Origin of the sequence: Pseudoalteromonas distincta (assembly GCF_000814675.1) — a bacterium.
GTDB classification, from domain to species: Bacteria; Pseudomonadota; Gammaproteobacteria; order Enterobacterales; family Alteromonadaceae; genus Pseudoalteromonas; species Pseudoalteromonas distincta.
The window spans coordinates 32915-58701 of sequence record NZ_JWIG01000016.1; the positions used below are offsets into that span (position 1 = coordinate 32915).

At 40.3% G+C, this 25787-nt stretch carries 16 protein-coding genes and 1 pseudogene; 4 read left to right on the forward strand and 13 right to left on the reverse strand.

Annotation, left to right across the window (positions count from 1 at the left end; all coding sequences use genetic code 11):
* Window positions 1–14: 14 nt before the first annotated feature.
* Together QT16_RS10780 and QT16_RS10785 are read right to left on the reverse strand one after the other, a co-directional pair.
* Window positions 15–2411 carry a TonB-dependent siderophore receptor gene (locus QT16_RS10780; RefSeq protein WP_024596984.1) on the reverse strand — a complete coding sequence of 799 codons (2397 nt, stop codon included), beginning with the start codon at window positions 2409–2411 and terminating at the stop codon, window positions 15–17.
* Window positions 2412–2581: 170 nt separating this feature from the next.
* A complete protein-coding gene (locus QT16_RS10785) occupies window positions 2582–3808 on the reverse strand; it encodes an MFS transporter (RefSeq protein ID WP_039488390.1) in 1227 nt (408 codons plus the stop codon).
* Between the two features lie 176 nt (window positions 3809–3984).
* Here QT16_RS10785 and gtfA point away from each other — a divergent pair, with 176 nt between their 5' ends.
* Window positions 3985–5457: a sucrose phosphorylase gene (gene gtfA, locus QT16_RS10790; protein WP_002960098.1), complete on the forward strand. Its 1473-nt coding sequence runs from the start codon at window positions 3985–3987 to the stop codon at window positions 5455–5457.
* A gap of 95 nt (window positions 5458–5552) precedes the next feature.
* Here the strand turns inward: gtfA and QT16_RS10795 are convergent, their stop codons facing one another.
* Window positions 5553–6584, reverse strand: a complete 1032-nt coding sequence (locus QT16_RS10795) for a LacI family DNA-binding transcriptional regulator (RefSeq protein WP_039488391.1) — start codon at window positions 6582–6584, stop codon at window positions 5553–5555.
* Window positions 6585–7036: 452 nt separating this feature from the next.
* On the opposite strand from QT16_RS10795, the gene QT16_RS10800 reads away from it, so the two are divergent.
* Both QT16_RS10800 and QT16_RS10805 read left to right on the forward strand, forming a co-directional pair.
* Complete coding sequence (locus QT16_RS10800) at window positions 7037–7909, forward strand: trypsin-like serine protease (protein ID WP_002960100.1); 873 nt, start codon at window positions 7037–7039, stop codon at window positions 7907–7909.
* Between the two features lie 170 nt (window positions 7910–8079).
* A pseudogene (locus QT16_RS10805) lies at window positions 8080–8355 on the forward strand (S41 family peptidase); the annotation flags it as partial.
* Between the two features lie 51 nt (window positions 8356–8406).
* On the opposite strand, the gene QT16_RS10810 reads toward QT16_RS10805, so the two are convergent.
* The 10 genes from QT16_RS10810 to QT16_RS10855 all read right to left on the reverse strand — a co-directional run bounded on the left by QT16_RS10810 (window position 8407) and on the right by QT16_RS10855 (window position 24752).
* Entirely contained in the window at window positions 8407–11340 is a 2934-nt protein-coding gene (locus QT16_RS10810; protein ID WP_039488392.1) for a TonB-dependent receptor, read from the reverse strand.
* A gap of 242 nt (window positions 11341–11582) precedes the next feature.
* On the reverse strand, window positions 11583–13709 hold the full coding sequence (locus QT16_RS10815) for a glycoside hydrolase family 16 protein (protein ID WP_039488393.1): 2127 nt from the start codon (window positions 13707–13709) through the stop codon (window positions 11583–11585).
* A gap of 420 nt (window positions 13710–14129) precedes the next feature.
* Complete coding sequence (locus QT16_RS10820) at window positions 14130–14921, reverse strand: sterol desaturase family protein (protein WP_039488394.1); 792 nt, start codon at window positions 14919–14921, stop codon at window positions 14130–14132.
* A complete protein-coding gene (locus QT16_RS10825; RefSeq protein WP_039488395.1) occupies window positions 14914–15594 on the reverse strand; it encodes a CDP-alcohol phosphatidyltransferase family protein in 681 nt (226 codons plus the stop codon). Before QT16_RS10825 ends, QT16_RS10820 begins: the two co-directional genes overlap by 8 nt.
* Before the next feature lie 32 nt (window positions 15595–15626).
* A complete protein-coding gene (locus QT16_RS10830; protein WP_039488396.1) occupies window positions 15627–16265 on the reverse strand; it encodes an ATP-binding cassette domain-containing protein in 639 nt (212 codons plus the stop codon).
* 55 nt (window positions 16266–16320) lie between these two features.
* Window positions 16321–18075, reverse strand: a complete 1755-nt coding sequence (locus QT16_RS10835) for an ABC transporter permease (RefSeq protein ID WP_039488397.1) — start codon at window positions 18073–18075, stop codon at window positions 16321–16323.
* Complete coding sequence (locus QT16_RS10840) at window positions 18072–19406, reverse strand: ABC transporter substrate-binding protein (RefSeq protein ID WP_039488398.1); 1335 nt, start codon at window positions 19404–19406, stop codon at window positions 18072–18074. The genes QT16_RS10835 and QT16_RS10840 overlap by 4 nt, the downstream gene beginning before the upstream one ends.
* Window positions 19393–20211, reverse strand: a complete 819-nt coding sequence (locus QT16_RS10845) for a DUF547 domain-containing protein (RefSeq protein ID WP_039488399.1) — start codon at window positions 20209–20211, stop codon at window positions 19393–19395. The genes QT16_RS10840 and QT16_RS10845 overlap by 14 nt, the downstream gene beginning before the upstream one ends.
* Window positions 20212–20213: 2 nt before the next feature.
* Window positions 20214–22367, reverse strand: a complete 2154-nt coding sequence (locus QT16_RS10850) for a dihydrolipoyl dehydrogenase family protein (RefSeq protein ID WP_039488400.1) — start codon at window positions 22365–22367, stop codon at window positions 20214–20216.
* A 24-nt stretch (window positions 22368–22391) separates the two neighbouring features.
* A complete protein-coding gene (locus tag QT16_RS10855) occupies window positions 22392–24752 on the reverse strand; it encodes a TonB-dependent receptor (RefSeq protein ID WP_039488401.1) in 2361 nt (786 codons plus the stop codon).
* Between the two features lie 429 nt (window positions 24753–25181).
* Here QT16_RS10855 and QT16_RS10860 point away from each other — a divergent pair, with 429 nt between their 5' ends.
* Complete coding sequence (locus tag QT16_RS10860; RefSeq protein ID WP_002960120.1) at window positions 25182–25595, forward strand: hypothetical protein; 414 nt, start codon at window positions 25182–25184, stop codon at window positions 25593–25595.
* Window positions 25596–25787: the final 192 nt, after the last annotated feature.

The following is a 25787-nucleotide window of genomic DNA, read 5'->3' on the forward strand; positions in this document are numbered from 1 at the left end:
CGCAATACACACATTTAGTTAAAAGCGTATTTTAAAGTTACCGACGTTGTGCGGCCGTTAATAGTACGGGCACGGATAATGTTATTTTCAGGTACTGAACCTTCTTCTGCTTCTGTAATACCTACTGTATCAAATAGGTTATTCACATTAAGCGCAATATTAAGGTTTTCAGATAAGTCATAGCTTACAAAGCCATTTACCTGTGTGTAGCCGTCAAATTGCAAGTCGTTATTATCTTGAGCGTATGCATCGGTAGTACCAATGAAACTTACCCCTGCAGCGCCTTTTTCATAGTTGTAACGTGCCATTAATGAGTAAATTAAATCGGCTTGACGACGTGGCGTATTACCTACAACATCTGGGTTAAGCGCATCTTTTGCTATTTCTGCATCGGTCCAAGTTAAATTACCGCGAAAATCCCATGCATCAATAAAGTAAGTAGATTCTATTTCAATCCCTTTTGCTTCGTATTCACGGTCAAAAAACGTTTGTGATGTTGCTTCAAAATTTTGCTCTTCAGTTTCGGCAAAAAACGCAGTAGCAAACACTGATAATGAATCAAAGCGCTTTTTAACACCAAACTCAAACTGGTTTACTTCATCAACAGCGTCTTCTTTTGCAACAGAGCCGTCGGCGCGTACTTTACCAAATAAAAGACGGTCAGCATTTGCACGCCCACCTTTACTAATACGTGCAAACGTAGCAAGGCTTGGGTCAATTTGATAATTAGCACCAATTGAATAAGAAGAATAGTTCCAGTCGTAATTTACTGGGCTGGCGTTTGCTGTATCAATTCCAGCAACGTTTTGCTCAGGGATTGATATTTCACCGTCGCGGTTCATATCTACAGTTGATGTTACGGCACCTGCATAGTTACCGCGAGCTTCGCCACTGTCGTAACGGGCACTTGCATCAATGCTTACGTCGCCTAATTTAGTAGAGAATGCAACGTATGGTGCACGGGTGTCGTACTCTGTGTCGTAATCACGTTGGCAACAGTTTCCCCAGTAAGGTGTGCCATATGCATATAAACCATTTTCTGAAAATTCAGTACCGTCAGCTGCAGTAACATTTAATAATGCTGCATTGTCGCCTTTAAGCTCCATAAGGTATGAATTCCATAACCACGACATAGCAATGTTTTGAGTTGACGCGTAATAACCAAAGGTAATGCTGGTGTCATCATCAAACGATTTAGTTAGTTTAAAGTCGTTTACTAATGAATCGAAGTCGTTCATTGTTACGTCAAAGGTATGAATTCGCATAGCGAGGTCGTCGTTAAATGCAGCGCCCGTGTTTGCGTTACTGAGTGTTGCGCCTACACCACCAATGCTCTGTGCAATAGATGATGCGCTGCCAACCTCAGCAGGAATAAGCGAGTTAAAGTTGCCGCTTATTGATGATTTACGAAAACGGTTTTCGATACGCCAATCGTTATCTAAATCAAATACAGCTTCAAAACCAACAGAGTCAACCTTTGGATTCATACCATCGCGAATATCGCCGCTACTGATTTGGTTTTCACCATTTAAACGTACTGTTTTAGTAAATAACGCTGAATGAGGTGTGTCTGATTGCGCATCAAATCCAGCAATAGAGTCACCATTTGAGTACATTGGCATTGGAAGGTAGCCAACACTCTTATCGTCTAAGTGTTTGTAGTAAAGGCGAACGTAACCGTTGTCGAAATCTTTTGTAAGGTTAGCTTTTATTTGGCCACCTTTATTAGACGTGTAACCTGTTTCGCGCGGGCCTTCCCCTTGTCGAACAAAACCACCAACATGAAAACGCACGCTATCGGTTAAGTAAGTGCCGTATTCAAAGTCTGTACGAACGCTGTCGTAATCTAAGCCAAGTGTTGTAGATACACTGCCAGATTCGTTTTCGCCATTTTTAGAGATAAAGTTAATAATGCCACCAGGTGCATTACTTGCTGCAGTAGATGCTGAGCCACCACGAATCGATTCGATAGTTTGCACAGTGTTATCTAATCGCATAAAAATATCTGAATTACCAAAAGCGATATCACCGTATTGCAGTACAGGTAAACCATCTTCTTGTAATTGTAAAAATTTTGCACCGCCTGAAGCAACTGGCAGGCCACGAACAGCAATATTTGCATTACCTTCGCCACCTGTCGATTCTGCACGAATACCAGGAATGATTCTAAAAGCCTCGGCTGTTGAGCGAGGAGTAGACACCTGAACTTGTTCAAGTGATACGCTACTAACTGAAACGCTTGAAGCCATGATTGTTGTTCGACGTGGTACGCCGGTTACAACTATTGTTTCAAGACCTTTGTTTTGTGATGCTTCAGGTGTTGCTTGGTCTGTTTCTTGTGCGTTAACGCCTTGACTTACGGCAAGTGCTAAAGCGCTGATTAAATATAAAGGTGTATTGTGTGTTGTCATGTGAACGCCTCGTTGTGTTGAACCCAGTAGGATTTGTTATTTTTACTTAATCGATTAAGTAAAAATAACAAATATTTTACAATAAGCAAATCATTTTGTGTTTAATTTGCTCTTTTATTATTCATATGTTGATTTTCAAAGTGTTTTTTATTGTATTGAGATACAAGTTTTTAAGCTGTTGGGTTATTTTCTTGTAAAGCACTCATTGATGGGTCGCGTAAATAATTGAACAACATAGCTACAAATAAAATCACGGCAAACCCTGTTGCTAAGTAAAAGCCATAGCGCACATGGCCAAAGTAATCGCTGATCATACCCATAAATAAAGGAGCTAAAGCAGCCGATAATGCGGTAAAAAATAATATAACGCCGGCTACGGCTCCATGGCGCTCAGCAGGAAAACACGATATACCTTTAGAGTTTAAAGTTGGATAAACCATAGACATAAATAAACCTGAAAGAGGTAATAACCCTACAGCCCAGTCAACGCCACCAATAAGTGTACCCACATAACAAAGCGCAATACCTAAGCTTAAATAAGCCATAACACCTTGCCAGCTATAACGATTTAGTAACCATACGGCAATAAAACGACCTGCAGCACGTAGTATAAAAAATATAGTAAGTGCATAAGTGGCAAGGAGCGGCCAAGAGCCTGTGTAGTCCTTTAATAGCGTCGGCATCCATACATAAATAGCCACTTCAGTCGCTACATAAAGTGCAATAGCTAAAGAAAAGCCAAGTGCATAAGGGTTTTTTACCATTTTCATGGTGGTTGCCAAAGAGGCTGGCTTTTCAGTTGTTTTAACTACGTCAGGGTAGTCTGCGCGCCATGCTAATAAAGCAAGGATTAAACACATTACACCCGCAGTAATATACAGGTATGTCCAACTAACGTTTTGCACTAATAAAACACCAACTAGGGCAGGGCCTACAATAGCGCCAATGCCAAAAAAGCCCTCAACCTTGTTCATAGTTTTAGTATGGTCGTCGTTACTATGCGAAATATCGCCAAGCAATGCCAGTGCGCCGGTTTTAAATAAACCAATGGCCAGGCCTATGCAGCAAAGCAATACTAAAAAGAAGGTAAAACTGGTGCTAAATGCAAATAAAAAACAACTCGCAGAAAATATTAATAGACCTAGCATAATGGTTTTTTTACGGCCAAGGCTGTCAGCTAAAAATCCTAAAAATAATCCACTAAAGGCTATTAATGCCATGGGAGCGTAATGAAATGCACTAGCTTGAGTCATACTCAAACCGAAATCTTTTATAAGTTCGGGGATTATCATGCCGACTGCGTCAGAGGTCATGGCAAACATAAAAAACATCATGTATGTAAGCCAGCGTATTTGTTGCAGTGGGTCGCTGCTTACGTGTGTGTGTGATTTTGTCATGTGTTTATTCCTCGTTAAATTCTTTATTAACACTTCGTAAGTCAGTCAGTTGCTTACTGTAGTATTACGTGAGACACGAAATTTGTATGTAAAATTATTAAAAATTACTTGTAAATTCTTACTCGCTAGTTAAAGATATATCTTAATCGATTAAGTTTCAACATGGTAATCACACAATGATGAAGAATAAAGTTCAATTGATCACATATGCTGATCGAATCACTGGCCAAAATATAGGCGCGCTAACCACACTTTTAAACGGCCCTTTAAAAGGCGTATTTGGTGGTGTGCACTTATTGCCATTTTACAATCCTATTGATGGCAGCGATGCTGGCTTTGACCCTATTGATCATAGTGAAGTTGATTCTAGAATAGGCACTTGGGAAGACATACAAGTATTAGGTAAAGATCTCGACTTAATGGCAGACCTAATTGTTAACCATGTATCGGCACAGTCTTTTCAGTTTCAAGATGTACTAGCAAAGGGTAAGCAATCAGAATTTTGGGATTTGTTTTTAACCAAAGATGATGTATTTCCAAATGGTATGAGCGAAGCTGAGCAAAAAGCAATTTACCGCCCACGTCCTGGTAGTTGCTTTACCCCAATGAAATGTGGTGATGGTAAAACGTATGATTTTTGGACCACTTTTACCGATAACCAAATTGACATAAACGTAAAAGTAGAAGCCGGTGTTGCGTATTTAAATAACGTACTTACTAAATTTTCGGCTAACAATGTAAATATTATTCGTTTAGATGCGGCGGGTTACGCTATTAAGCAAGCAGGCACTAACTGCTTTATGCTTGATGAAACGTTTGGCTACCTAGATAACTTATCTAAGCAAGCAAACGATTTAGGCATGGAAACCATTGCAGAAATTCATAGCCATTATCAAACTCAGGTAGAAGTGGCAAAACGCGTAAATATGGTTTACGACTTTGCGTTACCACCGCTTATTTTACACAGCTTATTTAACAACGATGTAGATGCACTGCTCAAATGGTTACAAATTTCGCCACGTAATTGCTTAACTGTACTTGATACACACGACGGTATTGGCATTATTGACGCAGGTCCAATGGGCGACAAACCGGGGCTATTAAATGCACAGCAGATTGATAATCTAGTCGAAACAATGCACGCCAACAGCAACAACCAAAGCCGCCAAGCTACGGGCGCTGCGGCGAGTAATGTCGACTTATATCAAGTTAACTGTACGTACTACAACGCATTAGGCGCTAAAGACTTTGATTACTTACTGTCGCGTGCAATTCAATTTTTTGCACCTGGTGTACCACAAGTTTATTACGGCGGCCTATTTGCTTGCGAAAACGACATGGAATTACTGACAAATACAAATGTAGGCCGTGATATTAACCGCCCATATTTAGACGCAAATATAATCGACAAGGCCTTAAATAAGCCTGTAGTAAAAGGTTTAATTGAATTAATTAAAATTCGCAATTCACACCCTGCATTTGCAGGTGAATTTAGTGCCCAAGGTGAAGGCAGTATGTGTTGTTTATCGTGGCAACTAGATGAGCAAACTATTTCACTTACTGTTGATTTTAAATTACGCCATGCACTTATTACGCAAGTAAACGGTGATGAAGAAACAACGATTAACTTAAATTCATTTTTAGCTTAATGTTAAAAGAGTAATTTACAAACGTCATGTAAAGCAAAAGCCAAGCTACTTAAGCTTGGCTTTTTAACACATAAAACTATTACAAGGTTTGTAAGCTAACTACTCGCACCAATCTCTAATTCGTAACTGACTTCCTTAGTTTTTTCTTCTTTAGAAATAAATAATTCAGCGGCTATAACGCCTTTTTCTTGGCTGTTTTGATGAATAGTGGTGAGGCGAGGTACAAACCGGGCTGCTTCATCAATACCATCAAAGCCCACAATACGCAGTTCTTCACCTATTTTTATGCCTTGTTTTATTGCTTCTCGCATTGTGGCAAGCGCAATTAAATCACTCATACAAATAATAACGTTAGGGCGAGGAGAGGCACTGAGCACTTCTTTTGCGGCAATATTGGCAAAACGCTCGCTACTTTCAGGAATGTTCCAAATACGATCGTCAGCCACCGTAATATTTGCCTCGCTTAAAGCGCGTTGATACCCGCGTAAACGTTGATGCGAAATAGATTGCCCGGTTTCAAATTCGTGATGCTCATACACGCGGCACAATACGTTTTCATCAAGTAGCCTAAGCCCTAATATAGCCACTTTATCGTTTTGATTATGTAGTACGTGTTTAGCAATTTCGTAACTTGCTTGCTCGTTATTAATATTTACAGAGGCATTGCGAGCAATATCAAAATCAATTGTCACTACATGTTTAGACACTGTTTTTAACTGCTCAACTAACGCGTTATTACGAGGGCGGCCATAACAAATAAAGCCATCTACAAAGTCGACCACGTTGTTAAGGTTATCGCTATTACCTGAAAACAATAAAACATTAATGCCATTTTTTTCAAGCACCGAGGTAACACCGCGCATAAAGCTACTAGCCACAGGGTCCGACACCATGTATTCCACACTATCGGGCAGCACTAAAGCGACAATATTAAATGTGCCATTACGCAACGATTGCGCGGCCTTATTAGGCCCGTAATAGCCCAAAGTTTTACACGCTGCAAGAATATCGTCTCGGCGTTTAGCCGATAGCTGATCAGGGCGATTAAACGCATTAGATACTGTCGCGTTAGACACACCTAACTCTTTAGCAATACTTTTAAGGGTCCAGCGGGTTTGCTTACTCATACCAATTCTTTACTCAATACTCATGTTAATAAACTAACATATTCAGGGCGTTAGCAAAGTAAAAATTAAGAGTATTTACCTTAGGTGCTTTTATCGTACTTTTTACAACCCGTTTAACACCTCCTTAGAGCACAGGTGCTTTTTGAAAAGTATGTAAAGATGATTATATGAGCAAGTTTTTATAGTTTATTCGCTTTGTTCAAGAGGAAATTTTGCTTATCTGGAATATTATTTATCTTCTCCATTTTGGTGTGTTTTTACAATTAACATATCAATTCGCACTTAACTATTTGTTTACACAAATTTATTTGATGACTAAGATAAATGTATCGCAATATTTGGATATTTGTCGGTTTAGTAAAACGACAAATGTCGTAGATAAAATTGTCAGGTACGAATGTTAAGCTCAAGGGGTTGACGTTTTTTCTGTCACTTATGATAAGGATGTTTAAATGAAAAAATTTATTATTTTTGTGTTGATGATTGCTTTTAATTCGCAGGCAGTTGTTAAGCGCCATGATATTAAGCCTGAGCTGTACGAACTAAAAAATGCTCCAGAATACTATGTAGATATGCCCTTTGAAGGGACAGCTGTTTTAATAGATAAAAATTGGTTGTTAGCTCCCGCACATGTAATTTACACATTTTATTATGATTATCTTGGAAAACCTATAGAAGTAGGTGGTATCGAAAATAAAATCGATAAAATAATTTTTCACCCAGAATATGTCCAAGACCAAACTGACTGGGGGGATAGTGATCCTCAACCATTGATGGATTTTTTAAATAGCCATAGCGATATAGCATTAATTAAACTTACCGATTCAGTAGATCATATTAATCCAATTAGACGTTTTTCTGGAAAAACTGAATTAGGCCTCGAAGTTACTGTATACGGTAAGGGAGCGGTAGGTAATGGTTTAACTGGAGAATTAAGAGAGACAAAAAACGCCGGTTTTTTAGAAAAAGTTTACAACTGGTTTCGACAAAAATTTACAGACTTGGCACCGACTCAAGAATTTAGGCAGCTTAATTATTACAACAATGTTATCACTAAAGTTGATGAACGCTGGATTAGATTTAAATTTGACGCAGACGAAACTGCTCTACCTTTGGAGGGGACTATTGGCTCTGGGGATAGTGGAGGTCCTGCAGTCATATTTACCGAAGATAAGCCAATCTTAGTAGGTTTAGCCAGCTGGGTGGAAATAGACTCTGCGTTAAATCAATTCATTCCCGGAAAATATGATTCAGTCGCAGTTTTTGTCAGAGTGTCATCCTTTAATGAATGGATCGATAAAGTAATAATAGAAAATGGCCATTAAGGTACAGAGTTGCAATAACATTGCACCGGCAAGAAGATTAAAAGGAAAAATATAAATGGCTAATTTTACGTCGTTCCATATTATAACCGATCTTGTATTGCTCTGCGCTTTACTACTATCACTAATTATAAATGCTGCACAAGAACCCATTCTACCTACTACCCTGAGCAGTGCCGCCGCAATGTGCGAGTGCTTGTTTAGATGCGCTTGATAAGTTTAAGCTTTTTGAAAATACAACGTTATTTGGTGCACCAAGTAGCGCTGATTCTATGTATATGGATGTACGCTTAGCCGATTTACCTTCAGGGTTGGGGAAAGTGATTGTATCTAACAAAGTATACGTAAACAGAGCCCGTGGGGCAGGGGGTTTTTACAAACCCGATGTGGCGTATAACGGCCTTGATTGGACAACCAATGTGTTGCTTGAGCAAATAAAAACGCTATAAAAAAAGCCGCTTGTTGTAACAAGCGGCTTAACCTTCTAACTAGGAAATAGTTTAGAACGTGTAACGTGCACCAATTGAGTAACGAGGACCGTATTGATTAGCAAATAAGAACTGCTCTTCGTAACGTCCGTAACCTTCTTCGGTGGCATTATTTAAGTTTATGCCATCAAAAAATACCGTTACGTTTTCGTTTACATCGTAGTTAACGCTCATATCCCATTGGCCATACGCTTTAGCATATTGCGGAGGCGCATCGGCTGAGCCTTGTGCTTGGCCAACACCAATTAGGTATGAGTCGCGCCATGCGTAAGTAATTTTAACTGATAGGCCGTCTTTTTCGTAAAAGCCTTGGAAGTTAGCTGAGTCACTTAAGCCTGTAAGCGGTGCTTGTTGATCAAGGCTTTCGCTATCAAATTCAACGTCGCCATCTACAAACGTTGCGTTAACACCAACACCAAAACCGGTTTCACCAATTAAGTGCTGAACAGCTACTTCAAAACCATCTACCGATTTACTGTCGGTGTTTTGTGGTTGGCTAATATTCCATGTAATTAGCGGATCGTCGCTGTTTGGTTCAATAACGCCATTTGCATTGCCGTAACCGCTGGCAATCATTTGTGCAAAAATAGCGTCGGTTGTTGCTTGCTCACCACGTGATTCAATATCGCTTACGGCTTGTAAGTAACGAGGGCCGTTTAAAATATCGTGCAAGCCATCAATAGTAGTTTGCGTAATAGTGGTTTGAATAAAGTTATCAACGTCTTTTTTAAAGTAACCAACAGATGCGTAGCTGCCTTCTGCGTAGTAATACTCAAGTGATAAATCAAGGTTTGTTGATTCAAACGGCAATAAGTTTGTATTACCTTGGCTACCTGTACGAGAACCAGGTTTTGGGCTGCCTGTTAAGCTGCGGCCACCGGCTAAATTACCTAGTGGTGCACGCGACATTGTTTTACCCCAAGATACGCGGGCTACTACGTCTTCAGTTAAATCAACACTTACGTCGATTGAAGGCAGTAAAACATCGTAATCACCTTGTTGCTCTAAGAAGTTATCATCGCCGCCAGCAGCGTATTGCATGATCCACTCTGAAGCGCTGATCCAATTAACTTGATCTTCAACGCGTTGGCGCACAGTACTGGTTACGTCTGTTTGCTCATAGCGTAGGCCTGCATTTACTTTTACGTAGTAGTTACTTACGTCAAATTCCCAGCTTGATTGAACGTAAAAGCTATTAGTGATTTCTTCTACGTAGCTCTCGCTATCTATTCCGTCTGCGTATGCATTAGCAGCATATGCATCGCCACCTGTTACATCTGCTGTTAAGTAAGCAATTTGGCGTGCAACAGCTTCGTCAAAATCGTAGGTATAGTAGTAACCAGGTTGTAAGTTGCTGCCGCCCCCTTCAAATTGATCTAAAAGGCTCGATGTATCGTGGCGAGTAAACATGCTATCTGGGAATATTTCTGTATACGATGGGTTGAAGCCTGGACCACCTACTAAACCACTCCATGCGGTGTAACCACCGGTGTTTTGTTCTGTACGTGATGCGCCAAATTTTACTTTAACTAAACCAATGTCATAACTTTCGTTATACCATGTTGTATGTAGCTGTAATTGCTCAATGTTTGACTCACCTGGCGAGTGGGTAAACTGACTAAAGTTTGAATCAATTTCGCCAGGCGTTAATTCACTTGTGCCATTTAACCAATTAACTTGTGCACTGGGTACTTCGCCCGTGCGGTAATCATAAATTTTATTAGCTAGCTGATCAGAACCTAAAATTACTTGGCCGGCACTTCCCAGCCCATTGTCGGCGCCGTTATCAGTTTCGTTTTTAGAGTCGTGGTAATCAAGCTCTACGTGCCACGTGTCGCTAATTTCCCAATCTAGGTTTAAACCAAGTGAGCGTGCTTTTACTTCTGAAGTTCCTTTATTAGCTGTGAATGACGCATCGTTACCGCTAATATCAGCATAAACAGCTGTACCATTTTCATCTAGCTCGTAGCCATTAATATTGCTACCAAAGTCGTTCCAAATACCCCAACCAATGCTTTGAGAGCCAGTTACAGCTTTACTTGCAGTGTAATCAAGTGTTGCTACAAAGCCATCTACCGGTGCGTATTGAAAAGTAACTTGTCCGTTTGTACGTTCACGTTCTACATCTTCAATAGAGTAGTTCATGTCTTTAGGGAAGTAGTAGTTACCTGCAGGGTCTGTGCGGTTATCAACGACGTTGCTGCTATCTAATTCAGGTAAGTCTACGTTTGCCTGCCAGCCTTGAATATTGGCACTTTGTTTTTGAAAGTCACGCTCTTGGTGCGAAAATGAAAAACCAAAACCAAAAGTGTCATCTACAAAAGTATTGCTGTAAACAGTAGAAAACTCTGGTGTTACGTCATCACCAGCTTCGTTTGACGAGTCGTGGTTTGCTTTAACGGTAGCTGAAAAGTTTTGACCCGGCTTTTGAAAAGGGCGCGCAGTAGAAATATTAACTGTTGCACCTAAGCCACCGCTTGGCACGTCTGCACGTGCAGTTTTAAACACTTCAAGGGCACTTACGCCCTCAGAGGCAACGTTTTCAAGATTATACGAACGTGTATAACCTGTGCCCGGCATTTGGCGGCCATTTAAGGTTATTAAGTTAAACTCAGGACCAAAACCACGTACTGTAATTTGGCTACCTTCACCGTTTGCGCGGCTCACCGATACGCCGGTAATACGTTGTAATGATTCTGCTAAGTTGGTATCTGGGAATTTACCCATTTCTTCAGATGAAATGGCATCTACAATACCAGAAGAGTCGCGTTTCATATCCATAGAACGAATAAGTGAACCACGAATACCTTTTACTTCAATAACTTCTACATCAGATGAAACGCTTGTTTGTGCTTCTGCCGCAATAGCTGTGTTTAATGTGCTCGCAGCAATGATGAGAGACACAGAAGCCGCAAGTTGGCTCTTTTTAAAATTGAATGTGTTCATAATAGCTCTGCTTTATAAAATGTTGTTCAAGAGTGAAGGTGCTGTGTAATACCAATTTTATTAAAAATATGATCATTCTATCGCATTAAATAACTCACTAACTGCGTTAAAAATTATTTATATAGAACAACTATATGTCACAATTTTCGCCTTGTTATTGTGCTATTTTCTTAGCGCTATAATAGGTCTCTTGTTTAATGCAATTGGTATAAACACCTAAAATTTTGTCAGTGAAATCTAAATTATGGGTTTGAAATTTTTACATTATCAACACGGTATACTGCGCCAGCGCCTTGGCCCCAATTAGGAAAAATCATTAATACATCTATCGCACTTACATCTAAACCGGCAGCCGATAAGTCAGAAAGCGTATAAGTATATGTTTGCCATTCGTTTAAAATAGGGGCAATGCCTTCAACACTTTCAGTAAGTGCAAGCTCTACGGCAGAGTCACCTTCGTTTGATTCAACTTTGAAAAACCATGGGGCATCGGGTGTGCTTGGCATACTCGTAACTTTCATATCAAACGTAATTTGACCAACCGTTATGATAGCGCTTGCATCAAATGCTTCGCCGCTTCCGCCAACAGATGTACGGCTATTAAAGCCCATTACGGTAGGCGTATCATTTATAGTAAATTCTGCTGTTATACCATGTTTTTCATCATCCATTGCTTCCACTGGCGTAGAGCCGCTACAGCAGTCCCACATTGGCCAGTCAAGATTTTGGGTATCAGAGAACACATCAAGTTCAGGGAAATCTTGCGTAATTTTTACATCATCAACTCTATAAACAGCACCATTACCAGTTCCCCAAGCAGGGAAAATCATAACTACATCAATAGCACTAATATCTAAGTTTGCAGCAACAAGATCGGTTAATTTAAATGTGTATGTTTGCCATTGACCTACAACAGGCGCAATACCTTCAACGCTTTGGGTAATAGGCAATTCGGCTGCCGTAGGGGCGTCTCCTGCGCTTTCAAGCTTAACAACCCATGTAGAGTTTGAATCAGCAGGTGCGCTAGTTACTTTCATTTTAAACTGAAAATACCCTTGTGCTAACAGGGGGGTTGCATCAAAAGGGGAAGCTACACCAGCTTCATCAGTAATGTTTGCCGCTCTTGAAATAAAACCGTTTACAGTTGGGTTTTCACCAACACTAAATTCAACTGTATTACCTTGCTGTTCATCAACAACTACTGCAGGAGTTGAGCCTCCGCAACAATCCCACGCAGGCCAATTAATATTAAAAGAATCACCAAATATAGTTAATGGAGTAACTCCTCCAGCTATAGGTACTGGTGCATCGCCCTCAAGTAAGGCATCGTTTAAGTTATCGTAACCTGGGCGAATGGTTTCACAACCTTTACCTGTATCAGGGTTTGATGCACATTGATAAACACGTACGTAATCAATAGCAAAGGTTTGGCCGTTTTCAAATGCGCTAGCGTCTACACCTAAATCATTAACGTTTTCAGGCCAGTCACCGCCTACTGCTAGGTTTAGTAATAAGTGAAAGTCTTTATCAAATGGTGCGCTATCCCAATGCGTTGTAAGTTCGCCAGAACCTTGTTCAAAGTATTCTGCAAACCAACCACGATGTTTTAAGCCCGCAGGCTCATTTTTGGAATTATATAAAACCTCAGATTGACGCTGAGTTGCATAAAGGTAACCGTCTACGTACCAGCGAATTTCACCTTCTTGCCATTCAACAGCATACGTGTGGAAATCATCTGCTGGATTAGTATCTTCAGGGAATTTGTATTCTTGCCCTGTGTAGCTGTTATCTGGCCACGCGCGTCCGTAATGAAGGGTGCCGTGGATACTGGACTCTATACCGCCGTCTTCATCTGGTGTTTTAAGGTTTACTGATTCTAAAACATCTATTTCGCCAGAACGAGGCCAAGTGCCGTAAACTTCATCAGTTGGCAGCATCCAAAATGCTGGCCAGCTACCTTGTCCTGATGGAAGTTTGGCGCGCACTTCAAAGCGACCATACGTAAAGTCAGCGTTGTAACGCGTATTTAAGCGCGCTGAAGTGTAAGGTTTTTCTGCACCTTCTTCAGCGGGTAGGGCAACAATGTTTAACACACCGTCTGCAATAAATGCATTTTGCTCGCTGTCGGTGTAACACTGTTTCTCGTTGTTACCACCGCCATCGCAGTTTAATTCATAGTTCCATTTGTTTGTATCAATGGCTGAACCTTCAAACTCGTCGCTCCAAACCATTTGCCAATCTGATACTGGCTCAGAGGCATCTACATTTTCAAAATTTGATTTAGTGGCAGAGTCACCACCACAGCCAGCTAACGTAACTAAAGAGATAGCGGCAAGTAAACGTGTAATGTGCGTTGTTTCAATGTTCATAACTGAACCCCGGTTTCAACAGATTATTGTCAGATTAATTGTTTTTTGAGCTTTGTTTTCTCATACTGTAAGCGCTTACATTTTGATATGTGTTTTGTAAGCGCTTACAAATGATATTGTGGAGTACGCAAATGGTCAACATATTTGTTTATTTTATTTACAATTAGTTTACGGTAAGACCAGTTTACCAATTTGAGACTGTACATAAATTGCATTTTATACACATGGTTACGTTGTTTGTATTTTTTGATGGGAGCAAGAACGGAATATTTTTTACGACTAAAAGTAGGAAAGGACTTAACAATTAAAAGGTTAGTTACAGGTATATTTATAGTATTTAAAGAGTATTTTGTTTATACCAATCTACATAAAAGTAATTTTAAGTGGATTGGTATCGTATGAGATAAAATATGCTTGTCTTTACTTGTTTTTAAAAGGCATTGAAAGTAATCCCCAAAGCGAGGCATTTTGCTTTTGGCTTGGGTATTCTTTTAAGCCAATATTTATATCTGCGTCGGCTTTTTTTGCTTTATCTTTGTAGCTACCAAATAATTTATCCCACCAAATTACACTAAAACCATAGTTTGAGTTGGTTTCACTAACCACTTGGCTATGGTGAATTCGATGCAATATTTGCGTCATTAATATTAAACGCAGTGGTTTTTCAATGGCATTAGGTAGGCGTATATTTGCATGATTAAATAATGCTAGACCATTAAGTGCTATTTCAAAAATAAGTACTGCAATGGCAGGTATGCCAAGAGCTGTTACTGCAATGAGTTTTATAAGTATGCTCAGTACAATTTCGATAGGGTGAAAGCGCAAGCCCGTACTTGTATCAACATGCGCATCGGCGTGGTGAACGCGGTGCAAGCGCCATAAAATAGGCACTTGATGAAATAATCTATGCTGCCAATAAATTAATATATCGAGTAAAAGTATGCTCAATATAATAATTAAACTGCTTGGTAGGGCTATTTGATTAAATAAGCCAATGCCGTGCTCTTGATTGTAAAGTGCAACAGCGGTTAACCCAATGGGTACAACTAAGCGTGCAATAAGCGACGAGGCAAACACTAACCCAAAATTAGCAAACCAACGTGTACTGCTTTTAATAGGTGCTTGGCGAGCTGGCTTTTGCCATTCAAGCAGCATCATTATAATTAAAATGCTAAAAAAGCAGCCGAGTCGCCACCATACTTCATTAGTCATTTATTACCTCAGAATTTGCACTGTTAGGCACGTTTTCAGCTGCTTTGTTAGCATCGGCTTCTTGTTGCTTAAGCGTGTGATAACCGCCATGTATACGGGTAAAAATAGTTATGCCACACGCAATAGCAAAAATGCTCGCCATAACCGCAAAGTGCTGCGGCCAAATACAAAATGCAATAAATAGCGCTATTGTTTCAGTGCCTTCGGTTAAGCCGTTTAAGTAGTAAAAGCTTTTATATTTAAATTGCGGTTTTTCGAGTTTAAATTTTTCGGCGGCAATCGCAAAAGCTAAAAAGCTTGAGCCCGTACCAATAAAAGTGGCAAGTAATAAGGAGCCCGCTATCGCGTTTTGCTCAGGGTTTGCCAAAATAAAGCCAAGCGGAATAGCCGCGTAAAATAAAAAGTCGAGTGTGATATCTAAAAAGCCACCCGCGCTTGAACTTTGGTTTGCATAACGTGCTAATGCGCCATCAAGTCCATCTAAAATTCGATTTAAAGCAATGGCCACTAATGCGCCGTACCACATTTCAAATGCCAGTAATGGCACGGCTAATAAGCCAACTAAAAAGCCTACAACAGTGAGCTGATCGGCGGTTATGCCGCGTTTATGCATAAGCATAACCACAGGTGTTAAAAGTGGCTTAATTACAGGGGTGATAAATTTGTCTAGCATGTTTATTGCCTTATGCGTTTAAAGCTATGTATTTAAAGTGCGCTATTTAAAGTAATGAGTTGGCCATTTGCAGCGTCGGCGTCGCTATGGTCATGAGTTACCATAATTGCAGGTAGCTTATGATCGCGTATTTGGCTAAACACGAGTTCGCGTGTATCAACACGCAGTTGGGTGTCGAGTTTGCTAAAGGGTTCGTCGAGTAAAATGGCTTTAGGTTCGCTCAGCAGCATACGTAATAATGCAACACGGGCTTGCTGCCCGCCCGATAAGTTATCGGGGTGGCGATTACCCATGTCTTTAAGACCGACTTGCTCAAGTGCGTGTTCTATTTTTTCAAGGCGTTGTTTTTTATTACCTTTGGGCATTGCAAATGCAATGTTACCAGCAACAGTTAAATGCGAAAACAATAAAGCGTCTTGATAGAGCACTCCAATATGGCGCAAGTGTGGAGGGGTATTATCGATATTTTGACCATTAAGCCACACCTCTCCATTGGCCTTAAAACTACTTGGTAAAGTACCCGTAAGCCAATTTAATAAGCTTGATTTACCACTGCCTGATGGGCCCATAATAGTCAGAATTTCACCGCCATTAACTTGCTCGTTTAAGCTAAGTAGCAGCTCATTTTGGCGATAAAGCTGACAATTTTTAATCTGTAACGATGACTGCATTAAAAAACCTTAACCCTGATAGTGTTAAACATGGGTGCTTTAAATATGTGCACTTTTAAGCACGTGCACTTTTGAAAAAATATTTAGGTAAACCCCATGCCAGTATAAATCCAATAAGTGGCAACGCCATTTGCATAATAGCGTACACGGCACTGGTGCGTCTGCTTGCGCCATTGGCAAGCGTAACAGCTTCGGTTGTTATTGTGGCTATGCGCCCGCCGCCAGCTAATAGCGTGGGGAGGTATTGTCCAAAACTAATTGCTAAGCCCAGTGCGGCTGCAATTAAAATAGGGGCAAACAACTGAGGTAGTTTTACTTTAAAAAACACCTTGCATGGCGCTGCGCCTAGGCTTGCTGCAACATGAGCAAAACGAGGATCTAAGCGCCTATAACTGCTCGCAAGTGACAAAAACACATAAGGCAACACAAACAGTAAATGCGTAAGTACCACATTAAAAAATGCGGCTTGGTTATTTACCAATTGTTGTATCCATACTAGCCCAAACAAAAAGGCAATACTGGGTACTAATAACGGTAAGTAAATAATTAAACTGGTAAAACGAGAAATCGGTTTGTCGCTCAATTGCTCTGATTCTAAACACAATAAAGTAAGAATAATGGCAAATAATGTGGTTACTAAACCGATTGCTAGGGTATTAAAAAGCGGGCTGCTCATTTGCATTAGCGCACTTTTAAAATGCAGTAGTGTAAATTGCTCAGGCATTGCATCTGGAAAGCGCCAAAAGCCTGCAACCGACCACATAACTAAACCAATAAGCGACAACAGTATAAAGCCAATTACTAATGTGGTGAGTACGACCGTTATTTTTTGCCAATAAAATCCGCCGTATTCGCGCACTCCATTAGTGAGGGAGTCGCTAAATAGCACTTTTACGGCCTTTTCTGCGCCAAGCCAAAGGGCTAATAACCCACCTGTAACAGCCAGTTGTAATAAAGCACCCGCTGAGGCTTTAATACGCAGATTTAAATCAACATCGTTAAACCAATGCATTATTGCAACGGCTAACGTGGGTGGTGTATTTGGGCCTAAAATGAGTGGCATTTCTACACTGGCACTTGCATAGGCAAGCACGGCTAAAAGGGGTAAACGCAGCAGCGGATAAAGGCTTGGCAGTATTACTTTAAAAAAGGCGGTCATTGGGCAATAACCCAAGTTAAGCGCAACCTTATGTTGTTGGCGTAATTTTTTGCCAAGCTCAGGTTGTGCAAGTACGCCCAGTGCCATTAGTAATAAAAAGGGAAGCTCTTTGAGTGTTAAGCCTAAAATAATACTAATACCGAATGAATCATGCGGAAACATGCCGTTTGGCGCAAGTTCCCAGCCGCTTAACCAAGGCGACGCTAAGCGTGAAATCATACCTGAAGGGGCAATTAAAAACCCTACTGCAATAGCCGCGGCGGCATGAGGTATAACTAATATAGGGCTCAATAAACGCTGAATTCGGTTAAGCCACGGGCTATTAAAAAACGCAGCTAAAATCATTAAAGTAATGATAAATGCAAGCAGAGTACTTATTAAGCCCGTTGCAACGCTTAAGGTAACCATTTGAGTAAGGCCAGGTGTTTGCCAAAGGGCATTAAAACCTTGCAAGCTAAATGTTGTTTGCTCAAGTACGGGCGCATAACCAAAGGCAGGCAGCAATACGCTAATTAAGCCACCAAGTACGGGTAGTATAAGTAAAGCGAGTAAAAATCGCGGGCTAAATTTTACAATGCGCGTAAACATATCGGTGCTGCACTGCGTTGTTGCTTTGGTATTAATCTGTACACTTTTTGAAATAACGCTCATTGGCTTACTCCATAACGGGTTTGCCAACCTTGCATAATGGCGTTTACCCAGCTTGGATGAGGTTCACTCAATGTGCGTTTAATACTGTTTAAAGGCAGTGCACTTGGATGTGGTTTAGCTGTTTTAAATAAGGCTTGCTCATCAGGCGTTAACGTTGATTGAATAAGTACGCTTTTATCGCCCCATATATGCGCTTTTTGTTTTTGAGCTTGCGCCTCAGGGCTGAGTAAAAAATTAGCCACTAATTGCGCACTTTGCTGGTGGCTTGCATTGTAAGGGATTGCCACAAAATGGGTATTACTTAAACTGCCATCACTCATTGCGTAACTGCGAATGCTGTTTGGTAAGTCATAGCGTTTTACAGCTGCCGGTACTTCAGGTGCTGAAAAAGTAAAGGCTAAACTCAGCTCTGTATCGTCCACAAGGCGGCGCATTTGAGCACCACTTTGCATAAAATGAGTGCCACCACGCCAAAGAGTTGGGTGTAGTTTATCTAAAAAGTCCCACAGTGGATTTAACACTTGCGCCGTATTTTTAGTTGTAGCTGGTTGGTTTAGCTGCGCTTTAATGTTTTCGCTGCTGTGCTTATGCAGCACAACTAAGGCGTATTTTAAAAAGCTCATACCTAAAAAGTCAGGCGGCTTTGGGTAACTAAAGCGGCCAGGGTTTTGTGCGCTCCAGTTTAATAATTCGTTTAATGTCGTCGGCAATTTATTGTTTGCCTTACCATTTATTGCAATGCTGTCGTAATAAAACGTAAGTGACGCTTGCCCCCATGGCGCCTCCATCCCATTGGTAGGTAAACCAAAATCAAATGTTACAGCAGGGTTATTAGCCGGATCGGTTAATGCAAAGTAGGGGAGTTTATTTGCCCATTGCTTTAAAAGCAGAGAGTGCTCACTCATGGTGGCAAAGTTAGCTCCGTTGATCCACATTAAATCTACGCTGCCTTGGTTGTTATTGTTTGCTGATTTTTCGGCAAGTACACGGCTTACTGCTTCGCTGGTGTCACTTAATTTTACATGTACCAGGTTAATGTTGTACTTAGTTTTAACTTGCTGCGCTGCCCATTGAATATAAGCATTTATTTGCGCGTCGCCGCCCCATGCATAAAAGTATACATCTTGATTGCGACCAAGTGTTTGAACTTGTTGCCAGCGAGATTGCTGTTGTGTGTTTATTACTAAATTACTTTTACTATTTGAGTTAATAACGGTATTAGCAAACGCAGTGCTCGAAAAAGCAGCTAAATTTGCGATTGCACAAACGCAAAACGCGACACAGCAAAAGCTGTATCGCGCCAGTGTTTGCCAAAACTTAATGGCGAACATTTAAATCCCAGTTATAGTCTAAAAATTTAACTTTCATGTCATCATTTTTAAGTGCTTTTTGCTGAGCGGGTATCAGTTTAAGTGCATCACTGTATTGCAGGAAAAACTGCTGTAGCGTGTTTGCACCTCTAAAACCTTTTTCAAAGTCATCGCCGTACCATTTAAATATTGAAGACACGCTTAGCGTATTTTCTTGAGCCATATTGCGTGTCATATCTGATAAAAAGCGCACTGTTTGCTCTTGCAGTTGGCTCTCTAAATCAGTGGTTGTATAGGCTTCTTCTCGAAGCGCTGGGCAACCAATACTCGCGCAATTTACTGCAAAGTGAATACGTGGGTCGTTGTATTTACCGCTGCCACGTATTAAACCATGCTCTATATCATCAAGGCTGCGAGTTTTGCCAAGTAATGGCACAAACTCTTTACTCCATGGTGAGCTAAAAAAGCTCCCTAAGTCTTTAATTGACTTAATATCAGGGTACTTAGTCAATATAAGTTCAACAGTCCACGCATTATAAGCATTGATTAAAAAAGCGAGTTGCTTAGGCTTTTCCCACGCGTCAAATTCGCTTTGCGTTACAGCCGTTAACGAATCTAAATACGTTTTTAGCTGTGCATGCTCACGTTTTATAGCAGCGTAATCAACCTCAGTACTGTGATTATGATTAATAGCGACAACATGCTTATTTAGCAATGCATTCCAGCTATCGTGCATGTTTTGGGCTTGGGTCGAAAATGATGTTGCAAACGATGTTACAACTAAAGCCGAACCAAGTAGCAATGCTTTTAGAGGTGTTTTAAACATAATTAACCTCGACGCCAAGTGTGGTATTTTTCAAGCAAGTTAAGCACTTTTTCAGGTGCATGAGCGCGTTTCCACTCACCTGCTGCGTATTTATTACCTTCAGCCCAAGTAGGGTAGCTGTGTATAGTACCGAGTATTTTGTTAAGGCCTAAACCGTGTTTCATTGCCAGTACAAACTCAGCAATTAAATCGCCAGCGTGTTCAGATACTACAGTAACGCCCAATATTTTGTCTTTGCCTTTGGGTGTAATCACTTTAATAAAGCCTTTTGTAGCGCTGTCGGTAATTGCACGGTCTAGCTCTTCAAATTCAAAGCGAGTAATTTCGTAATCTATGCCTTTGTCTTTTGCGTCTTGCTCGTTTAAGCCAACACGTGCTACTTCTGGGTCAATAAACGTAGTCCACGGAATAACACGGTAATCTACTTTAAACTTTTTAAGGTGACCAAATAAGCCATTTACCGCTGCGTACCAACCCTGATGGGCTGCCACATGTGTAAACTGGTATGGACCTACAATATCGCCTGCTGCAAAAATATTAGGGTAGAGTGTTTCTAGGTATTCGTTAGTTACTACCGTGCGGTTTGTTTCAATGCCTAGCTCTTCAAGACCGTAACCTTTAAGGCGTGCACTTCTACCAACGGCACATAATAGCTCGTCGTATTCAATATCTATTTCTTTGTCGTTATGTTTAACAACAATATATTTTTTACCATCGCGAGCTTCACAGCGAAGTGCTTGGTGCGATGTTAAAATATTAACGCCACTTTCGGTTAACGCTTCGTGAGCAAAAGTAGACACTTCAAGATCTTCTTTGATCATGATGCGCTCCGCCATTTCAATTTGCGTAACGCTTGAACCTAAACGTGCAAAGCTTTGTGCTAATTCACTACCAATTGGACCACCACCTAGTACTACAAGTTTTTTAGGTGCCTCATCTAGCTCTGCAAATTTATTCCACAATGTATCGCTTGTTACATAGCCTGTTTCTTCAATACCAGGTAGTGGCGGTACAAACGGGCGTGCGCCAGTGGCAATAACAATAGTGCGTGCCGTGAGTGTTTGCGTGCCACCGTCGTTAAGTTTAATTTCTACAGTCCACGGGTCGATTAATTTACCGTAGCCTTTTACAACATCTACGCCTAAGTCTGTGTAGCGCTCAACACTGTCGTGTGGTGCTACATCTGCAATTACTTTGTGTACACGTGCCATTACTTTTTTGAACGAAAACTGCGGTGTCGCATTTTCTAGGCCGTAGTTTTCACCATGGCGAATTTGTTCTGCAATTTTAGCGCTTTTAATAACTGCTTTACTTGGAACACAACCATAGTTTAAACAGTCTCCGCCCATTTCGCCCGCTTCAATAAGGGTTACTTTTGCTTTAACAGCAGCGGCTATATAACTTGTTACCAAACCACCTGCGCCTGCGCCAATAACAATCATGTTACGGTCGAATTTTTTAGGCTTAGTGTAGTTTTTGTATACGCGACGTTTTTTAAACACGTTTAAGATTCCTTTTGCAATGAATGGGAATATACCCAATAAAGCGAATGATAAGATTAAGTTGAATGATAAAATTCCAGATAAGCTCTCTATTTGCGCCAATTGTGTACCTGCGTTAACAAATACAAATGTACCGGCGAGCATACCTGCTTGGCTTACCCAGTAGTAAGTCCATGACTTTATTGAAGTAACACCCATTAGTAAGTTAATTAAAAAGAACGGAAACACCGGCACTAAACGAAGGGTAAATAAGTAAAATCCACCTTCTTTTTCAACGCCTGCATCAATGGCGGCTAAGCGCTCAGGAAAACGTTGTTTAATAGTGTCTCGTAGTAAGTAACGCGATACTAAAAAGGCAAGTGTTGCGCCAATAGTTGAGGCAAAAGATGCAACCAATAAGCCTTCAACTAAGCCAAACAATGCACCTGCGGCAAGTGTTAAAATAGCGGCGCCTGGTAAAGAGAGAGCAGTTACTACTACATATAGTAAAAAGAACCCACCAATAACTAGTAATGGTGACTGCTCTTTGTATTGGTTAAACTGATCCATCGATCCTTTTAAGCCATCAAGCGTAAGTAGTTGGTGTAAGTCAAAATGAAAGAACAGACCGACGGCGGCCGCTGCAATCAATAATAGAAATATTTTTTTAATCATGTTCTCTCTCTTTCAAACTTGTCTTTAAAAATTATGGGTAAGCGTAAGCTTGGCGTTTATTGGCAACTCAGGAAAAGCTAAAGTTGCACCAAAGTAACCGCCTTCAAATACTGGGCGCCAGTTTTTTTGATTCGTCACGTTGTTTACATCTAATCGTAACTTGGTACTAGGCGTAAAAGCATAGCTAGTATTTACGTTTAGTGTGTACTGATCACGAATTTTTACTGTCGCCAAAAAGTCTAATGGGTAACTCTTTGTATATAGACCTGAAAAACCCGTTTGCCATTTCGAATTAATTGAATAATTTCCGTTAAAGCTGAAAGATTGCTCAGGGATGCCCTGTACACGGGTGTTTGAAGGTGCAAACGCGGTAAAGCTAGGTGCGCCAACACTGGTACCTGCAATAATATCTGGACGTGAGTTGTCAAATGCATCTGCTACTTGCGCTGAGTCTTGGCTACTTGCAGAATTATCGTAGCGAGCATCAATATAGCTGTAGCCAGCACTTAGCCAATAAGGGTAAGCATCATAAAATACTTGGCTTTCAAAGCCGGTAGTACGAATGCCGGTATTACTACCATCGCGATTACGTAAACTACGACGTTGGCTGAATACTGCTCCATCGGCGTACCAATCACTGTCGGTTGGTGCGTATTTCAAACCAAATTCAACTAAGGTGTTTTCGGTTGAAAAGTTTTGTGCGCTAATCGTGTTGTCGCTACCAAGAGATGTGCCGCCAGCCATGCTATTTGATGTGGCTTCGTTGTAACTTGCTGCACCATAAGTGGTGTAATCACCATTTAATCGGTAATTAAAGCTTATTTGCCCCGAATGTAGTTTATCGTTAATGCTATCGCGAGCTGCAATTTCACCCTCTGGTGCTATTGGGTCGTGCGCGTCTACGTCATAAAAATCTATGCGGTAACCAACACTTGTATGAAACTTATCTGTCCAATCAGAATCTTGCTGAATAGCAAAACCCGTTTGCCATGAGCGCGAATCGGTAGTGTCTGATAAGTTAAAGTCGCCGCTGCCATCGTTATTAATATCGTATTGACCACCAGGGGATACAAATACACCTGGACTAATTTCAATTAAACGCGCTTGTTGTGCATCAGTTAAAGGAATACGGCGATTTGAAATTGGGCCAGTTAAATCAATAGGTAAGTCGGCTTCTGTTGTAAATTGGCTGTAGCCTAGCACGCGGTTGTAACGCACATCAAAAGCAAAAATTGTTTGCTGTTCGTTACTCCATTGGTAAGTCAGTTCGGTACGGTTTTGCGCGGTATCGGCACCATCTATAATTTCAACAAAGCTATTTTGTGCAATTTCTTCGCGTTGTAAGTGCTGAAAATAAGTAATGTTTTTTATTGATGCGTTGTTTGAAAGTTCACGCTTATAAATACTGTGTAGTAAATAAGTAGTGGCTTCGTTTTGATTGTCAGGGTCGGTAAGTACTGTACTACGGTCTATTTTTACTTGCCCAGTAGGTGAAACAATAGAACCTGCCGCTGGAACTGTACTGCCATTTGCTTGAACGCCTTGGCCGGTAATATAAAGGCCATTATCTATTAGCGCTTGAGTAGGGCGGTTAATACCTGCGTTATCGGTAAATTCAACTTGGTATAACTCAAAGTTAATATCCCAGCTGCTCTTGTCATCAGGTAACACCCTAAGTGCTGCAAATAGGCTGTCGCTTTTCGTGCCCGAAAAGTCGTAGTAGCTGCCGTTATCAATGTGTTCAGCGCTTACTCTAAAACCTACTTTGTCTTTTACTATAGGTGCACTGTAATCAACTAAAACACTGTACTGATCCCATCGTCCTGCAGATACCGTTGCTTTGCCTTTACTGTCGTCAGTTGATGCTTTTTTAGAATGTAAGTTTACAAAACCACCGTTGCGTTGGCTTGAACCAAATAATACCGGTGGCGCGCCTTTTACTACATCTATTTGTTCTATAGAGTTGAACGATAACGGCACACCAAAGCCATTATTACCTGCTTGGCGGCGTGTACCATCTTGGAAAAGCTCACCGAGTTGACCACGAATAGTAGGTAAACTCGGTGCTCCAAAACCACTGGCTGAATAGGTATTAGGACTTACTGCAAGTACATCTTGTAAAGTCGTAATATTGAGTTGTTCTATTAACTCGCTTGAAATTGGTGTTACTGAACGGGCTATATCTTGTAGAGCTAAGTTGTCGCCAAAAGGGCCGTCTACAGTGGCATTTTTAACCGAAAGACCTTGAGATTTAATAACTTGGCCTGCCACCTCAATACGCTCAATTGCGCCTTCTTTTGCTGTTTTTGATTCTTCGGCTGCAAAAGCATTAAGTGGTGTATTTAATATGGTGGCTAGGGAAAGTGCTAAATATGCGTGTTTCAAACGTTTTCTCTCTACGGTTAAAATGTTGTTGGCGATAAAGACCGAAAGGATTAAAAATAACTTTCAGTAAAATTTTGATTCTTTTTGTTTTTTAGAACATAACAAAACAGATGCATTATAAAGTTGGTAATTAAGTACTATTGTTTTATTAGTCGATAAAATGTTAATAGAGTAACTGTATTTAATTAAGCATAAATAATTGCTTTTAATAAGATTTATTAATTATAGACTACTTTCAACCTACTAACATTTTAAACTTGTTAACTTTTATGCAGCATTTTTTAAATTACTTAAATAAGCTTCTCTTTTAGTACTGCATGGCTTAACTAATGAACTTAATCAAAAATTTTTGAAATTTTTTGAAATAAAAAACAACTTATACGGTCTAGGTTACTTCTACGTTTATTAATATTCATTTAAGGAAATTTTATGACAGGTTCAATGAATTCTGATGTGCAAAACCGTTTGCAGTGGTCACTTTTATCTTTGCGTTTAGGCGTGTTTATTGTAATGGTTATGTGGACATTCGATAAGTTTGTTAATCCTGGGCATAGCGCACGTATTTTTGAACATTTTTACGGTATTAGTGGCTCTACAGACATAGTGGCTTACATTATTGGTGCGGTGCAGTTAGTGCTTGTTTTAGCGTTTTTAGCCGGTATTAAAAAGCGTATAACGTACGGTATCATTTTTGTAATGCATGGTTTATCTACGCTTTCTTCGTACAACCAGTACATAGATGGCTTTAATAACTTATTATTCTTTACTGCATGGCCAATGTGGGCTGCGTGTTTTGCACTTTACTTATTACGCGATCAAGACGTGAAATTTACTGTAAAGTAATAAAACAATAGCCATACCCTTAAGGTTATAGCTAAAAATACATTGGGCTGAGTTATTTACTATTTCAGTCCAATGTATAGCCTTTGAGCACTTATTTTAATAATCCAACCTCTTTGTCATCTTCTAAAAATAATCCTTTTTATATTATTTCATCCTAAATATTGCGTTAGATCAAAGTTAATATATTTGTAA

Coding starts and splice junctions, on each gene's coding strand:
- QT16_RS10810 (WP_039488392.1), bottom strand. CDS start 11,340: ATGAACACATTCAATTTTAAAAAGAGCCAACTTGCGGCTTCTGTGTCT.
- QT16_RS10815 (WP_039488393.1), bottom strand. CDS start 13,709: ATGAACATTGAAACAACGCACATTACACGTTTACTTGCCGCTATCTCT.
- QT16_RS10840 (WP_039488398.1), bottom strand. CDS start 19,406: ATGTTCGCCATTAAGTTTTGGCAAACACTGGCGCGATACAGCTTTTGC.
- QT16_RS10795 (WP_039488391.1), bottom strand. CDS start 6,584: ATGAGTAAGCAAACCCGCTGGACCCTTAAAAGTATTGCTAAAGAGTTA.
- gtfA (WP_002960098.1), top strand. CDS start 3,985: ATGATGAAGAATAAAGTTCAATTGATCACATATGCTGATCGAATCACT.
- QT16_RS10825 (WP_039488395.1), bottom strand. CDS start 15,594: ATGCTAGACAAATTTATCACCCCTGTAATTAAGCCACTTTTAACACCT.
- QT16_RS10780 (WP_024596984.1), bottom strand. CDS start 2,411: ATGACAACACACAATACACCTTTATATTTAATCAGCGCTTTAGCACTT.
- QT16_RS10785 (WP_039488390.1), bottom strand. CDS start 3,808: ATGACAAAATCACACACACACGTAAGCAGCGACCCACTGCAACAAATA.
- QT16_RS10800 (WP_002960100.1), top strand. CDS start 7,037: ATGAAAAAATTTATTATTTTTGTGTTGATGATTGCTTTTAATTCGCAG.
- QT16_RS10860 (WP_002960120.1), top strand. CDS start 25,182: ATGACAGGTTCAATGAATTCTGATGTGCAAAACCGTTTGCAGTGGTCA.
- QT16_RS10830 (WP_039488396.1), bottom strand. CDS start 16,265: ATGCAGTCATCGTTACAGATTAAAAATTGTCAGCTTTATCGCCAAAAT.
- QT16_RS10820 (WP_039488394.1), bottom strand. CDS start 14,921: ATGACTAATGAAGTATGGTGGCGACTCGGCTGCTTTTTTAGCATTTTA.
- QT16_RS10845 (WP_039488399.1), bottom strand. CDS start 20,211: ATGTTTAAAACACCTCTAAAAGCATTGCTACTTGGTTCGGCTTTAGTT.
- QT16_RS10835 (WP_039488397.1), bottom strand. CDS start 18,075: ATGAGCGTTATTTCAAAAAGTGTACAGATTAATACCAAAGCAACAACG.
- QT16_RS10850 (WP_039488400.1), bottom strand. CDS start 22,367: ATGATTAAAAAAATATTTCTATTATTGATTGCAGCGGCCGCCGTCGGT.